This window comes from Anaerosporobacter sp., from assembly GCF_031551385.1.
Lineage (GTDB): Bacteria > Bacillota > Clostridia > Lachnospirales > Lachnospiraceae > Anaerosporobacter.
This window is the reverse complement of record NZ_JAVBNS010000286.1, coordinates 1-15,898: the sequence shown is the minus strand read 5'-3', so window position 1 is coordinate 15,898 and position 15,898 is coordinate 1. Positions and strand designations below refer to the sequence as shown.

Here is a 15,898-nt window from a genome sequence, read left to right as displayed (position 1 = left end):
GGAGGAAAAAGGACTTATGAGAAATGAACATGCAAGGAATCAACTATTCAAACGAATCCTGTGTCTGTTACTTTGTGTAACCATCGTAACAACAGGATTGCCACTTGATACGAAAGCGGCAACGACACAGACAACACAAACAAAGTACGTAAAAGCAGACCCAGAAGTATTCGTGCCAAGTGCAGGGGAAAAGGCACCAATTACGTTCAATCTGGAAAGCAAACGAAGTGTAAACATTTACGTAAAAGATGGAAAGAAAGTAATCGCAAACCTTGTGAAGAACAAGGAATATACAGGGAATTATGTACCACATGAATTAGTATGGGACGGAAAAGATGATAGTGGAAACTATGTAAGCAGTGGAACATACAAGATTATTGTAGAACCAGTAGGAAAATACAGCAAATATCAATCCATAACAAGCGTATCTGTTGTGGGAGACAATACACAGGAAATCTATATCGCGCCAAATACACAAGGAAATGTATTCAAAGTGTATGGAAAAGGTGGTACAAGTCAAGGCGTTAAAAAGGTAACACTTTCGGTTAAGAAAGATGGAAAAGCAAAAGACAGCATAGCTGCAACGATAGGCAAAAACCTATGGTATGCTGAAGTTTCGATGGAAAGCTATAGCCTATATGATTTAGCAGCAAGTATCCAAACGACATCAGGAACGACAACAAGTAGTATATCCGCAGTCATGCATACCTTCCGAGTAACGGACAGATTAGAATATCTAGCATCCGCTTACTATGGCGATTATAAGAAGGATTCGCTTATCCGAAGAGATAATGGAATCTATGAAACGTATGTAAATAGTGGAGAAATCGTTGGCTCCAACCTATTGGTTATCAATCCAACGAAGAAAATAAAGCAAGAAATCACAAGCAATAATACTTCAACAAATCAACATTTGGGAATTATTGATCAGTTACAAAGAACTGCATCCATGAATCCGGTTAGTTTGACGATGGGAAATAACTTCTATGAAAACGAAGACTTATACATTGGTGGCTATATCCCACTTGATTTAACAAGAAGTTATAACTCCATGGGAGAAAGTTTCCACGAGAATGGAATGAACTGGACAAACTCGTATACGTATTTCTTGCAAAATCTAGGAACAAGTATAGCCATCCGATTTGAAGATGGACATATCGAATACTATACGAAAAAGAGTGATGGAACGTATCAAAAACCAGATGGCTTAGCAAGAGAATTAAAAGCGAATGCGAATGGAACGTATACGTTAACTGTAGATGGAGTAACTATCTATGAATTCACGGCAAACGGAAAAATAAAAGAAATCAAAGACCTGAATGGGAATGCGACTACATTTACCTATACAGACGGATTACTAACAAAGATAGAGAATCTAAGTGGATATTTTAATCTTACTTATAACACCGATGGAACAATTAAGACCGTAACGGATAGCGGAAGCAGAGAAATCAAGTATGGTTATAAAGATGGATTATTAACAAGTTATACCGATGCGGAAGGCAATAAGACAACGTATGCGTATGACTCTTATAATCGTTTGAATAAGGTAGTAAGTGCAGAGGGCGTTGTATTATATGATATTGTATATGACGGAAACGATCGTGTAACAAGCAAGACAATGCAAGGAAGCACCTATACATACAGCTACGATGATAACGCACGTACCGTTACTTGTACAGAACCAAATAAGAATAAAATTATCTTCCATTATACCGAGGATTATCGCATTGAATCGGAAGAGTATAGCGATGGAACGATGAAATATTATTATGAGGAGAAGAGTGTTGGTAGTGCGAATAGTGCAGATGGTGCTAGTGCAAATGCAAAAGTTGATACGAATGCAGGAAGTGAAGCAAGTTCTAATGAACAGGTAACAGCAAATTCAAAAACAAATGCAAAGACAGTAAAAAATACTGCAGCAGCTACAGACAATAAGGATAACGAAATTGTAGCCAATAGTGTAGCAGGAAAGACAAACAAAGACACAACAAAATCTTCTGACATCACAGTAAAAGCCATGTCACAAGACAACGTAACAAATATCTTAGAATTAAAAACATTCAACATGAACATCTGCACAGGAGATATGGAAAACAACACATTATATCCACAATTCCGTATCTACAACACAAGCAGCGAAAACATCGCATTATCTGATGTAACACTGCGCTATTACTTCACAATCGATGGGGAGAATGGCTTAAACTTCTTCTGTGACCATGCAGCAATTCAAGATACGAATGTAATCAAAGATGCCGTAACAGGAAAATTCATAAAACTAGATACCCCAGAAGCAGGTGCAGACCACTACATGGAAGTTGGTTTTACAAGTGGCACAGTAGCCCCAGGAAACTATGTCGATATCCATACAAGAATCGGAAAAAGTGATTGGAGCGTATTCAAACCAAGTGATGACTACTCTCAAAATATCTCTTCAAGTTTAGATTACTTCGACCAAGTAGACATGTATTACAACGGTAACCTAGTATGGGGAAAAGGTTCAATCTCAGGAGCAGGAAGCGAAGCCGGTAATAACAATAACGGCAATAATAACAATGGCAATGGTAATAACGGTAATGGTGGAAACAATAATAACAACGGAAATACAGGAAACAACGGCAACACAAGCTATACCGAAGAAGAAATCATTCCAAAAGGAACGAACAATCTAAAACTTCAGATGTATAACGCAGGCAACAATGGAACTTACGCAAATACCATACATCCAATGATGAAGGTCGTAAACCTAGGCGAAAACATGGTGAAGCTCAGCGACATAACAATTCGCTACTACTACACGCAAGATAGTAATAAGCCACAAAACTTCTGGTGTGATTGGTCAAGTGCGGGAAGTAGTAACGTAACGGGAAGCTTCCACAGCTTGGAGGAAACATTTGAAGGAGCAGACACCTATGTAGAAGTTGGATTTACAGAAGACGCAGGTTATATTGATATTGGAGCAACCGTAGATCTTCATCTTCGATTTGCAAAAAACGATTGGACGAATTATGACTTAACAAATGACCATTCCATCAATCCAAACCAATGGTATGAAGATTGGAAGAAAGTTGATGTCTTTGTGAATGGTGTGAAAGTATGGGGCGAAGATTTAATTCCAAGTGAAGACGAAGAGCTAGAAGTCGAACACATGGATTATGCAGACAGCACCTATAAACCAGTAAAAGCGGAGATGTATAACCGAAACCGAGAGAGTAGAAGCAATGAAATCTCACCAAGATTTCGAGTATATAACATCGGTGAAGAAGCAATTAAGTTATCTGATTTGCGTTTAAACTACTTCTATACAGCCGATGGACCAGAGGAGCAAATCTTTGAAGTAGACTGGGCAGCAATCGGAAGCAGATATCAAACAAGTATTAGTAAGAATGAAATAACATGCACATTTACTGAGGTAAATGATAGTAATCTAGCAACGAAATGTATTGCCGATATTGGATTTAAGAGACCAGATATTACGATACAACCGGGCGAATACCTAGAATTACAGGTACGAATTCACCGATCAAACTGGACAAAATATGTACAGACAAACGACTTCTCGTTAAATCCAGACAGTAAGGATTATGAGGAATGGAATAAGATTGCTATCTTCATTAACGATCGTTGGGCGTATGGAAGTATCCCATTATCGTATACCGATGTAATCGACCCTAATTTAGAAGAAGAGGAAGATGCGAATTATCCAGTAGAAAGTAAGGAATCGTATACAACAACGACAGATAAAGCAGGGAATAAGACCGAATATACTTACGATACGAATGGAAATATTACAACTATTGTAGATGCATTAGGAAATACAACGACAAACACGTATAATAAAAGAGGACAAATCACCACAGTAATTGATGCTTTGGGGAATAAAACCACTTACGATTATGACAGCAAAGGAAACCTAACAAGTGTAACCGATGCCGAAGGTAATGTAACGAAGTATACGTATGGTGAAAAGGGTTATCTAACAAAGATAACAAGAGCCGATGGAAGCATTGAAACAAGAACCTATGATAGCAAGGGAAATGTTGAAACTATAACAGATGGAAACGGAGATACGGTTACATATGGCTACGATGTCTTAAACCAAATAAAAACATTTACAGATGCAAATGGTGGAGTAACAAAGTATGCTTATTCTTTAAATGGGAATGTAACCAAGGTAACGAATGCGTTGGGTTATGCATCAAAAACATCATATAACAAAGATGGACAAGTACTAACGGATACCGACCAGAACGGAAATATCACATCCTATGCATACGATAAGACAACAGGGCGTTTAAGCTACTCTACGAATGCCTTGTCAGGAAAAGAAATTTATCAGTATGATACGATGGGGAATGTTTCAAATGTAACTGCACCAGACGGAGGGATAACAATCTACACTTACGATTTATTTGGAAGAGTAGAGAGTACAACCGATGCGTTAGGTGGAAAGAAAACATATATCTATGATACAAATGGCAACACCCTAGAAGAAAAAGACGAATTAGGAAATGTTACAACTTATTCATATGATAAGCTAGACCGCGTTATTACACAGACAGATGCATTAAAGAACACCATAATGTATACTTATGATGCTCTAGGAAGAACGGTAGAAGAAACAGATGCTAATGGTGGTGTAGCAAAATATAGTTATGATAGGCTTGGTAATCTAATTAAGACAACGGATGCAAATGGGAATGTGAGAAAGAATAGCTATAATGAAATAGGCTTACTAAAGAGTTCAACTGACGCAGAAGGTAATAAAGTAACATATGAATATGATGCAGAGGGAAGAAAAACAAAAGAAACTAGTGCATTAGGTAATATAACGAAGTGGAAGTATGATAAGAATGGAAATCTAACAAAACTTACGGATGCAAATGGAAATGCAACAACTTGTACATATGACAAAGACAATCAAGTGATATCTATTAAGGCTGCTAACGGAAATATGATACAATATGAGTATGACAACCAAGGCAATATGATATCAGAAACAGATGCACTAGGAAACAAAACAACCTATACTTATGATGTATTAGGAAATCGAACAAGTGTAACCGATGCTCTAGGGAAAGTAAACAAAAGAGAATATAATAAAAGCAATCAATTAGTTAAAGAGATTGATGCAAATGGGAATGTCACAACCTATGGTTATGATAAAAAGGGTAATCAAGTTACACGGAAAAATCCATTAGGTATGACAACACGTTGTGTATATGACCTATGTAATCAACTGATTGAAGAAATCGACGAAGCAGGAAATAAAATCATCTATACATATGATGCAAAAGGGAATATAAAGGAAACAATTGATGCAAAGGGATATAAAACTACCTATGAGTACGACAAAGTAGGAAATCTAAATAAAGTAATTGATTCTCTAGGAAATGTGGCAACATATACTTACGACGGGAATAGAAACCTTATGAGACAAGCAAGAGTAGGAAAAAGTGCAGAAAAAGACCAAAGTACAAGTTATGAGTATAATAAAAATGGACAAGTAACGAAGTTAATTGATGCATTAGGAGAGTGTATAATATATACCTATGATGCGGAGGGAAAATTAGTAAAAGAAATTGCTAAAGATGGAAGTGCAACGAAGTATGAATACGACAAGGTAGGAAACCAAATAAAGATCATCTATAGCGACAATCGAAATGTCACAAAAACGTATACAAGTACAGATTGGTTAGAAACCATGACAGACTGGAATGGTACAACCACATATGAATACGATGCAAATGGACAAGTAACCAAAGTAATCGATGCAAAAAAGCAGACACTACAATACACTTGGACAAAGCTAGGACAAAAGAAGACGATACAGTATCCAACAGGAGAAGTGGTAAGCTATACATATGATAACAATGGAAATCTAGTGAAAGTAACAGATACAAGTAGCGGAACAACTACGTACACTTACGATGCATGTAATCAAGTAAAAACTAAAAAACTATCAAACGGGATAGAATCGGCATATACATATGCAGTGAATGGTTGGTTAACAAGGAGAGAAGAAACAGGAAAGACCAGCAAAGAAACATATATATATGAATATGACAAGAATGGAAATCGAACAAAAGAGACAAAGGATACAACAGGAGTGGTAGAAACGACACGTTATATTTATGATGCGATAAACCAATTGACAAGTGTAACAGATAATAGCGGAACTCGTACCTATACATTTGATGAATTTAATAATCGAGCAACAAAACAAGAAACAGGAAAAGCAAACATTCGGTACTACTATAACGATCTGAATCAGCTACTAATGACAGTAGAAGGTTCTGATGTTACTACATATACCTATGATAAGCGAGGAAATATAGATAAAGTAGAAGAGAATGGTCTTGAAAAACAAGTTTATACATTTGATTCAACAAATAAGCTATCTAAAGTGATTGCGAATACTGCTAAGAACGGAAGTGTAGAAACAGTAACAACAAAGTACAGCTATGATGGAATAGGAAGCCGAATAAGTGCCAAGGTAGAAAAAGCAGGAATGGCAACAAGCAATATCACCTATGTAATAGACCCTAAATCTACTTATGGCAATATCATTATGACGAAGAATTCCATTACGGGAAAAACATCAGTATTTACCTTCTCAGATGAAGTAATCAGTGTCGAAACATCAGGAGAAATCAGCTATTATAAAACAGATGAGAAACATAGTGTAACGGATATCTTAGATGGAACAGGTAAGGTAAGAACTACAATTGAATATGATGAATATGGTACAATAGCAAACTCAGAGGTGATAAGTACAGGTGGAAATATATTTGCTTATACAGGACATGTATATGACGAAAGTATAGGGTTATACTACGCAAAGGCAAGATATTATGATGCGGAGAAAGGGCGATTTATAAGTGAGGATAATTATCGAGGAAAACGAAATGATCCTACTAGTTTGAATCTTTATACATACTGTACCAACAACTCAATTGCTTATTATGATCCAACAGGATACTTGAAAAATACGTTTATGACAGATCTTAACTATTGGGAAGCGAAAGAACGTTTAAGAAAGAAGAAAAAGAAAGAGGAGAAGGGTAATAGTATAACTGTCGAGCAATTAGTGAACTTTGGTTGGCTCAAACCAACTCAGAAACTTGCAGATGAAATTAATGAAGCGGTAAGTATGTTTGGTATTAATAAAGGGAAATATGTAAAAGAGCAGATGATATTATTTATGGCGACTGCAGGACATGAAGCAGGTATGGGTGGTTATGGTTATATACAAGGTGGAAGTAGTTATAAATATAGGGGAGCTGGTGCTCTTCAATTGACTGGAGAGGAAAATTATAAGTCATTTGATGATTATTTAAGAGGAAATATGAATGGCTATAAAGGAGAAATAATGAAGAGTGCTAATCCATATAAAGTCGTAGCTGAAAAATATGCATGGATGTCAGCGGCATGGATATGGGCAAACCTTACACCTTCTAAAAGGAGGTTAGATGAATATATGGATGCTGGATATAAACTATATGATTGTTTTATAGTTACATCATCGTTTATTCAAGGTTCAAGAGGTGCTAATGAAGACTATAAAAAAATAGCTGCAGGTAAATATAAAAAAATTGACTATTCATCAGTGTATAATGGTTCTTATGGAATTCACAATACATATGAAGTCATTGATATTGAAGTCATTAATGGAGGAATTGTCGTTTCGTCAAATCATTGGAATGATAGAACCCAAAAATTTAATAGTGCTTATGATGCATTTGGAGGGTACTAATATGAGAAAAATTCATATTAAAGTAATATCAATCTTAGTTATGATATTAATGATGCTAACTTCATGTGCGCCAAGAGAGGATAAGGTGATAAATAATAATCTGGAAAAGCAAGATATTGAAACAAATACCGATAAATTAAAGCAAGAAGAACCGTTAAATCAATCAATAGAGGTAAGTTTGAAAAGCATAAGTCAAGAAGAATATGATAAATGGGTGGTGCCAGGATATGATGATTATTACGACCCAAATGGTGAACTTTATCAATTACCTGAATTGAAAGCATTTGACTATCCTTGTGTTGAGGGAATGAAAGATAATGAGTTACAAAATAAAATTAATGAAACAATAAAAACTGCAATTTTCAATGAAAAATTCTTTTCTGGTCCAATGTGCGGTGTAGAGATTGAAACGACTCCATGGTCGGAAGTAGATTTTCCTGGAATTATTTATAATAAGGAAATTCTAAGTATTCCAATAGTACTGTATTGGAACAGGGAAAAAGCCTATTATAAATCCATTTCGGTGACAATAGATATGAAAACAGGTGAACGACTGTTTTTGGAAGATATCATTAATCTTACGGAGGAGTTTTCATCTAAATTGCTATATGAAGAGGATTTTTTGGAGGATAAAGAAGGAGAGGTAAAGGATTATTTATATAATTATTATGTAAAGGATAAAAGTCCCCAAAGTGGATCTAGTAAGTGGTTTTTATTTGAGTTAAGAGGGTATTGGGAGGGCGATAAAAAAATAGAATGTGATTACTTTTATCTAACCAAAAAAGGGATAGTAATAACAAAATTTTCAAATAGTGGATTTCCGGAGGATATAAATATTCCGTTAGAAAGTTTGAAAAACTTTCTAAAAATACAAAGTTGGGATAAAAGTGAAACGTTACAATTGCAGAAATAAGAGGAGTGTTTAGAAGTAAAGAATGGCAGTTAGTCCAACGTTTCTAAAACGATCCAATAACTGATATCATATAGTTTGTTAAATTCAAATGAGACTATTATTTTTGCAATAACAATAGTAAAGTAAAACGTTAACCCGATGGATGAAAATCTGTCGGGTTACTTAAAAGTTGATTAGAATAACTAACGGAAAGAACTGTAACTGAAATTAATGGTGATGGAACTTCATTTGAATATGATGCAAGTTGTAACAAGGTATCAAAGACTGATGCACTAGGCTATAAAAATGAGTATGGTAAGAATGATAATCTAATTAAGCAAACCGATGTAGCAGGAGATAGCATAATCTATACCTACGATGCCGACGGAAGATTAACCAAAGAACAACAAAAAGACGGTACAAGTATAAAATATGAGTATGATAAGGTCGGAAATGAAAAGAAAATCACATATAGTGATAATCGCAGCATCACCTATACGTATACAAGCACCGATCAAGTAAAAACCATGACAGATTGGAATGGGACAACGACATACGAATACGATGCCAACGGACAAGTAAGCAAAGTGACGGATTCGAATAACCAGACAATCGAATACACATGGACGAAGTTAGGACAAAAGAAAACCATTACGTATCCAACGGTAAGTGCGACAGGAGGAACAACTGGTGCAAGTACAGCAGACACAGTAAGTTACACTTACGACAACAACGGTAATCTATTAAAGGTAATGGATACAAATGGTGGAGTAACTACTTACAAATTGAAAGGGTATAAAGGGGAAATTATGAATAGTGCTAATCCTTATAGAGTCGTAGCTGAAAAATATGCATGGATGTCAGCAGCATGGTTTTGGACAGATCTTAAGCCATGTAAAAAGAGATTAGATGAGTATATGGACTCGGGATATAAACTAGATGATTGCTTCATAGTTATATCATCATTTGTTCAAGGCTCAAGAGGTGCTAATGAAGACTATAAAAAAATAGCTGCAGGAAAATATAAAAAAATTGACTATTCATCAGTGTATAATGGTACTTATGGAAAGCAGAAGACATATGTAGTCGTTGATATTGAAGTCATTAATGGAGGAATTGTTGTTTCATCAAATAATTGGAATGATAGAACAGAAAAGTTTAATAGTGCTTATGATATTTTTGGAGGGTACTAATATGAGAAGAATCTGCATTAAAGTAATAGCAATTTTAGTTATGCTATTACTAGCATTAACATCATGTACACAAAGAGAGGATAAGGTGATAAATAGCAATCTGGAAGAGCAAGATATTGAAGTGAATCCAGATAAATTAAAGCAAGAAGAACCGTTAAACCAATCAATAGAAGTAAGTTTGAAAAGTATAAGTCAGGAAGAGTATGATAAATGGGTGGTGCCAGGATATGATGATTATTACAATCAAAATGGTGAACTCTATCAATTACCTGAATTGAAAGCATTTGACTATCCTTGTGTTGAGGGAATGAAAGATAATGAGTTACAAAATAAAATTAATGAAACAATAAAAACTGCAATCTTCAATGAAAAATTCTTTTCTGGTCCAATGTGTGGTGTAGAGATTGAAACGACTCCATGGTCGGAAGTAGATTTTCCTGGAATTATTTATAATAAGGAAATTCTAAGTATTCCGGTAGTACTGTATTGGAACAGGGAAAAAGCCTATTATAAATCTATTTCCGTGACAATAGATATGAAAACAGGTGAACGACTGTGCTTGGAAGATATCATTAATCTTACGGAGGATTTTACATATAAATTGATATATGAAGAGGATTTTTTGGATGATAAAGATGGGGAAGTAAGAGCTTTTCTGTATAATTATTATGCAGAGAGCAATATGCCACAAAGTGAGGCGAGTGAGTGGTTTTTAGTTGATTTAAGAGGATATGAGGATGGGGACGAAAAAAGAGACAGAAATGAATTTTATCTAACAAAAAAAGGCTTGGTATTAACAACGTTCTCAAATAGTGGATCTCCAGAGGATATAAATATTCCGTTGGAAAATTTGAAAAACTTTCTAAAAATAGAAAGTTGGGATAAAAGTGAAACGTTACAATTGCAGAAATAAGAGGAGTGTTTAGAAGTAAAGAATGGCAGTTAGTCCAACGTTTCTAAAACGATTCAATAACTGATATCATATAGTTTGTTAAATTCAAATGAGACTATTATTTTTTGCAATAACAATAGTAAAGTAAAACGTTAACCCGATGGATGAAAATCTGTCGGGTTACTTAAGAGTTGATTAGAATAACTAACGGAAAGAACTGTAACTGAAATTAATGGTGATGGAACTTCATTTGAATATGATGCACTGGGCTATAAAACTGCTTATATGCCATAAGTTTAAAGGCAGAATGGAGATTATATGAATAAACAGTATTTTAATAATAACCAAGGCGTTGGAGGATTTGAAGTAGGAGGATATGATAGAAATGCAATCTATCCAACAGATACGAATTGGACAAGACAATCTAGATTTGGATTGCCAAGAATTCCAAAAGTACGTTGGTCTGTTGTAGTCTCGAGCGCAATGATAGATGGAGGAAATCCGGGATTTGCAGTAGATTCGGAAGGCAATATATTAGTAGCAGATTCCGATCCATATAATCTAAACGGAAGCTGGGGACGTCTTTGGAGAATATCGAAAACAGGAGAAAAGCAAATTATATTTGAAACAGAGTTAAGACTAAGTGCTCCAGTTATAGGGGAAGATGGCGTAATCTATGCTGTTGGTTATCAAACTAGGGAAGAAGTTGCAGGTAATTTATTTTGCATACAGTCTACAGGAGAAGTGAGTTGGACTTATAAATTAGAAAAAATGTCAGTTACAAGACCAGTCCTTGATAAAGAGGGAAATATTTATCTGTATACATCTAAAGAAATAGAGGGGACATTTGTTAGTATTAAAAAAGATGGAACATTAAATTGGAGTAAGGATATCATAGGTACGATAAATGGAGAGCCGACTATCTCAGAAGAAGGAATAATCTATCTTGCATATAGTGTAGGAAAGACTTATTTGTGTGCGCTAAATAAAGCTGGAGAAATATTATGGGAGAAACAATTTAATGAAGGTGTTATGAATTCTTCTTTTAATATTAATAGAGAACAAGAGATTTATGCCATTATGAATAGTAGCTTAGTCGTTTGCCAAAAGGATGGAACAATAGTATGGGAAGACAAGGAGCACTTGCCAATCAGTACACCAGCGTTTGATTCATTCGGTAATAGTTATATGAATGTAGCACCATTTTCTGTACTGTCATTAACACCAGAGGGAAAAGAACGATGGTGTGTTGATTTTGACTGCTCCTCAAATTATTGTATTACGATAGATAAAGATAATAACGTACTTCAATTATCTGGAAAGGAAAGAAAAAAAGGTGATAGCACATTTGTTAATGCATTTACAATGAATGGGAAACATCTTTGGAAACTTGATCTAGATGGTGAAGCAGTAGCAGCTTCTATTGGGGAAAATCAGCTTCTGTATGTAATTACAAACCGATTTACTTATGGGGGAGAAATGGATTCTGGTGTGGATTGGATTTTATATGCTATAGGTGAAGAGGATAAGGAGGAATCATAATGGGAAAGAAGTACGCGAGTATTCATGTCTTTACAAAAGAAGAAGAGACAATGGCAGTAAAGCTAATGAAAGAATACTCGGCAAATGTGCCAGCTATATTTAAGGAAAATAAAAAAAGCAATCTGTTAGATGATGAAAGCTATAAGCTCCTTGCAGAGAAAATAAAGCATTTAATGAAACCAGAAACGCTTATTATTCAAGGAAAAGGAGTTATATCTATTTATGATCCAAATAATAGTTTTGAAACGATATCAGAGATAGCGCAGGAAGTATCAATAATGTCAGACACAGCAGTCGTTTATACATCTAACTTTGATGAGGATGTTTTTCTGATTGGTATATATAACAAGGGAAACTGTGTTACTAATGGAAATTATGGCGATATGTTAGAAGAATATGAGTTAGAGTCTAAGATGATGGATTGGAATGAATTGGCTATTCTGTGTGAAGATAAATCAATTGGTCTATTAGCTAGTTTGTCAAGAGATACAGATATTGAAGAGATAGAAGATTACATAGAGGAATTATTAGGTGTTCCGTTAAAACTTACTTTAGAGGAGGTTGGGGAATACCAAGAAGAGTATGTATTTGTGGCAAGTGACGAGGAAAAGGCACAATATTGTTGGAGTAGGACTTCTTTGGAATTATAGCTAGTTAGGGATTTTAAAGAGGCTATGAGGTGTTGGACGGCAGACTGTGACAGGTGTTAACGGCACTTTAAAATCGGTTACTTTGCCTGTCGTAGCTTGCATTTTGGATATAAACGGAAATTTCTTGCCACTACAACTGCACGATGCGAACGGACAAGTAACCAAAGTGACAGCAACCGCCATCTCGACTAATCATAGGACACTTAAATTTAGTTCTTCCTTTTGCGACTTCAGTACCATCACGACGCATACGAAAACCAGCCTGACAGATGGGTACACCATCTTTGTCGATGGTAAAATCATTTTTGTAAATAGGTGGTCGTCCGCCTTTACCGTTGGGATCAATAAAGGGAGTGATGCCTTCTTTACGGCAGTATTGGTAATACGGCATAGCATCATGAGCAGAATCTAATAGGAGCTTTGAAACTTATACTTAGGAAGAAAAGATTTCATTCTGAAAAAGGCTTCTAAAAAACCATGTGAATCATGTTTAGAAGCACACGAAAAATGTGGAAATACAGGCAAGTCACTTTCTGAATCAGACGAAACAAGCATGTATAAATCATAGCCATGATAAAAGCAGTCACGGGAAGAATCCCACCCGATATCGCAGTCAGGCTGGGAAAATATCGATCACAGTTGCAGTTAGCAATTCCTTTTTTCGAACAATCATCTTTGCTTATACTTTTAATATTTGTAGGAGTGACTGGCATTTTATCTTGCATATACGTTACAGGTGTTTACTTGCGATCACCAGAAGGAAGAGAAGCCTTAGAAAATGTGAAGGAAGTTATTTATAATGGAAGAAGGTATCTTGCCAAGGCAGCAACTGATTTTATAAGTTGGGTTAATAAGAAGAATGGTAAAACTAAAGAAAAGGAAGATAAAACAGAAACAAAAACAGCTCATAAGATAGGAGAGAATGGAACCAAGGTAAGCAGTAAAACAATCCAAAACCTATTAAAAGAACCTTGGATAAAAGATGCAATTATTAAGGCTTTAAAGTATTTGGGGGAAATAAAGTAATGATAAAAATTAATAATGAGATGATGAAATATATTTTGTTAATGGATTCTAATAAGAAGAGCGTGATTGAAAAAAAGGTTAAAATGTTTTTAAAAAAGGTTTGTTCTAAAATAAAAATAGTTGATGATTGTATAATTGTTATGGATTAATATAATGAATTAAAGTCAGGGGAGTTAGACCATGAAGGGATAATAGAATTGTATGGCGATTACACAGGATATGAAGCCTTTTGCAATGAGATAAGAGTAAAAGATTTTATAGAGATACCTAAAATCAATTCAATGGCTTTTTTATTAAATGCAATGGAAGCGTTAAAACAATATTTGGAAACTAACTTTTCAAAACATTCATTTACTATAATAGGCTCGCTTGAAGATACAGAAATTAATTTACGTTTTCATAAAATACGGCAAGAGGAAGAAAGTTGGTTGAGTGAAGATATAGACTCATATAGCGAAGCTATAATAGTATATACTATTATTTCTAATATACTATAGAAGATTATTCAATAGAGGTTTATACTGTTAAATGTTTTTTTTGCTTACAGAGAGTGTAAATCAATGGTTTAATACTTTTGAATTAGTTATGAAATAACACTTTCTATTCTTGGTTGGGTTTAGTGTACAAAGATAAAGGGAAGGTAGCATGGTGTGGAGATTATGTACTGACAGAAAATCCAGAGATAGGAGAGCTTGCATACAAAGAAGTGCTACAAACATTTGTTAGATACAAGGATAAAACAATTCATGTGATAGTAAATGGAACAGAGATAGAAACAACAAGTGAGCATCCATTCTGGGTAGAAGGAGTAGGATTTGTAGAAGAAGGCTTTCTACGATGTTGTTGTCACAGATATGTATGGTAATTTTGTTACAATCTTAAAAGGCGGAGTTACTAACAAAAGATAGATGGGTGCTAAATAATAGGAGGAAAGAGCTTGTGAAAAAGGAAGATGGTTATTTGGATTTTGTACAAGATAATGCCAAAAAATTAGGAAAAATATTTATGCTTGATACAGGTGAAGGGAATGATTTGGAATATGAGAAGAAAGGTTGGTATGTAGAAGAATTAAGTGGCTGGCTAATTAATGAAAATGAAAAAAGCTTATTTTTAAAGTCAATTGAGAATGACACAGTGGAAGATGTATTTCCTAATGACTTTGTATGGGTAAAGTGGAGATTAGTAGAAGATGAATTGCAGGTGTGGTTTGAGCAAGTTGTACCGTTTTAATTGGTATTAAGTAATGGGATTTTGGTATATAACTAGATAGGCTGATTAAGTACTACTTATAGTATTGTAATTTGGATAGAAAAGCAGACAGTTATCATTAAGGGACTGTCTGCTTTTGGAAATAGAAATGTGAATTACTACTGGAAAATAACACATAAAGTTTGAGTGGTATGTTTGCAATGATATTATTGCAGCAAAGTAATTAATAAAAGTATATACAGTCTAGTAATAGGAAATATAAGCAAAGAGTGGTCGATTTGTAAGTGAGGATGCTTATCAAGGAAATCCGAAAAATCCAAGTACATTAAATCCATATATCTATGCACTTCAAAATCCAAACAAATATATGGATCCAAGTGGTCATATCCTAGTACAAGTACTTGCAAAACTAGGTATAGGTGGACTATTTGACATGGGAATGCAACTGGTAGCAAACTACTTTTTTAATGATAAAACAAAAGGAAACTTTAAAGCCTCCTTTAATAAAGTAGACTGGTTGCAAGTGCTCAAATCAGCTGGTGAAAATTTATTTGATTTTAAGAACAAAAAGCTAGAATCCGCAATAACAGCCCTTGGAGATGTTGTTGTAAACTGGATGAAACAAGGAAAGAAATATAACTGTGAAAAAGCATTAAAAGATTTTGCAATGAGTTTTCTGAGTGATATAGCCGCAAGATATGTAATCAAGTTTGGAGCAGAAGCAGTAGCGAAAGG

13 protein-coding genes are annotated in these 15,898 nt (G+C 34.9%); 12 read left to right on the top strand and 1 reads right to left on the bottom strand.

Features of this window, described 5'->3' with window-relative positions:
- Positions 1 to 16: 16 nt before the first annotated feature.
- From RMR19_RS21170 to RMR19_RS21145, 6 genes are all read left to right on the top strand, one after another.
- Complete coding sequence (locus RMR19_RS21170) at positions 17 to 7,759, top strand: cellulose binding domain-containing protein (protein WP_310605497.1); 7,743 nt, start codon at positions 17 to 19, stop codon at positions 7,757 to 7,759.
- Between the two features lies 1 nt (position 7,760).
- Entirely contained in the window at positions 7,761 to 8,672 is a 912-nt protein-coding gene (locus RMR19_RS21165) for a hypothetical protein (RefSeq protein WP_310605496.1), read from the top strand.
- Between the two features lie 506 nt (positions 8,673 to 9,178).
- Entirely contained in the window at positions 9,179 to 9,844 is a 666-nt protein-coding gene (locus RMR19_RS21160; RefSeq protein ID WP_442871557.1) for a hypothetical protein, read from the top strand.
- Between the two features lies 1 nt (position 9,845).
- Positions 9,846 to 10,757 carry a hypothetical protein gene (locus tag RMR19_RS21155; protein WP_310605495.1) on the top strand — a complete coding sequence of 304 codons (912 nt, stop codon included), beginning with the start codon at positions 9,846 to 9,848 and terminating at the stop codon, positions 10,755 to 10,757.
- 297 nt (positions 10,758 to 11,054) lie between these two features.
- Positions 11,055 to 12,278 (top strand): outer membrane protein assembly factor BamB family protein, encoded by a 1,224-nt coding sequence (locus tag RMR19_RS21150; protein ID WP_310605494.1) that lies wholly within the window; start codon positions 11,055 to 11,057, stop codon positions 12,276 to 12,278.
- On the top strand, positions 12,278 to 12,928 hold the full coding sequence (locus tag RMR19_RS21145; RefSeq protein WP_310605493.1) for a hypothetical protein: 651 nt from the start codon (positions 12,278 to 12,280) through the stop codon (positions 12,926 to 12,928). Before RMR19_RS21150 ends, RMR19_RS21145 begins: the two co-directional genes overlap by 1 nt.
- Before the next feature lie 130 nt (positions 12,929 to 13,058).
- Here the strand turns inward: RMR19_RS21145 and RMR19_RS21140 are convergent, their stop codons facing one another.
- A complete protein-coding gene (locus RMR19_RS21140; RefSeq protein WP_310605492.1) occupies positions 13,059 to 13,319 on the bottom strand; it encodes a hypothetical protein in 261 nt (86 codons plus the stop codon).
- A 179-nt stretch (positions 13,320 to 13,498) separates the two neighbouring features.
- On the opposite strand from RMR19_RS21140, the gene RMR19_RS21135 reads away from it, so the two are divergent.
- The 6 genes from RMR19_RS21135 to RMR19_RS21110 all read left to right on the top strand — a co-directional run.
- Complete coding sequence (locus RMR19_RS21135; protein ID WP_310605491.1) at positions 13,499 to 13,954, top strand: hypothetical protein; 456 nt, start codon at positions 13,499 to 13,501, stop codon at positions 13,952 to 13,954.
- On the top strand, positions 13,954 to 14,103 hold the full coding sequence (locus tag RMR19_RS21130; protein WP_310605490.1) for a hypothetical protein: 150 nt from the start codon (positions 13,954 to 13,956) through the stop codon (positions 14,101 to 14,103). The genes RMR19_RS21135 and RMR19_RS21130 overlap by 1 nt, the downstream gene beginning before the upstream one ends.
- 48 nt (positions 14,104 to 14,151) lie before the next feature.
- Positions 14,152 to 14,451, top strand: a complete 300-nt coding sequence (locus tag RMR19_RS21125; protein ID WP_310605489.1) for a hypothetical protein — start codon at positions 14,152 to 14,154, stop codon at positions 14,449 to 14,451.
- Between the two features lie 122 nt (positions 14,452 to 14,573).
- Entirely contained in the window at positions 14,574 to 14,819 is a 246-nt protein-coding gene (locus RMR19_RS21120) for a polymorphic toxin-type HINT domain-containing protein (protein WP_310605488.1), read from the top strand.
- Positions 14,820 to 14,893: 74 nt separating this feature from the next.
- Entirely contained in the window at positions 14,894 to 15,184 is a 291-nt protein-coding gene (locus tag RMR19_RS21115) for a hypothetical protein (RefSeq protein WP_310605487.1), read from the top strand.
- A 346-nt stretch (positions 15,185 to 15,530) separates the two neighbouring features.
- Positions 15,531 to 15,898 (top strand): hypothetical protein (locus RMR19_RS21110; RefSeq protein WP_310605486.1); only part of this gene is annotated, 368 nt, incomplete at its 3' end.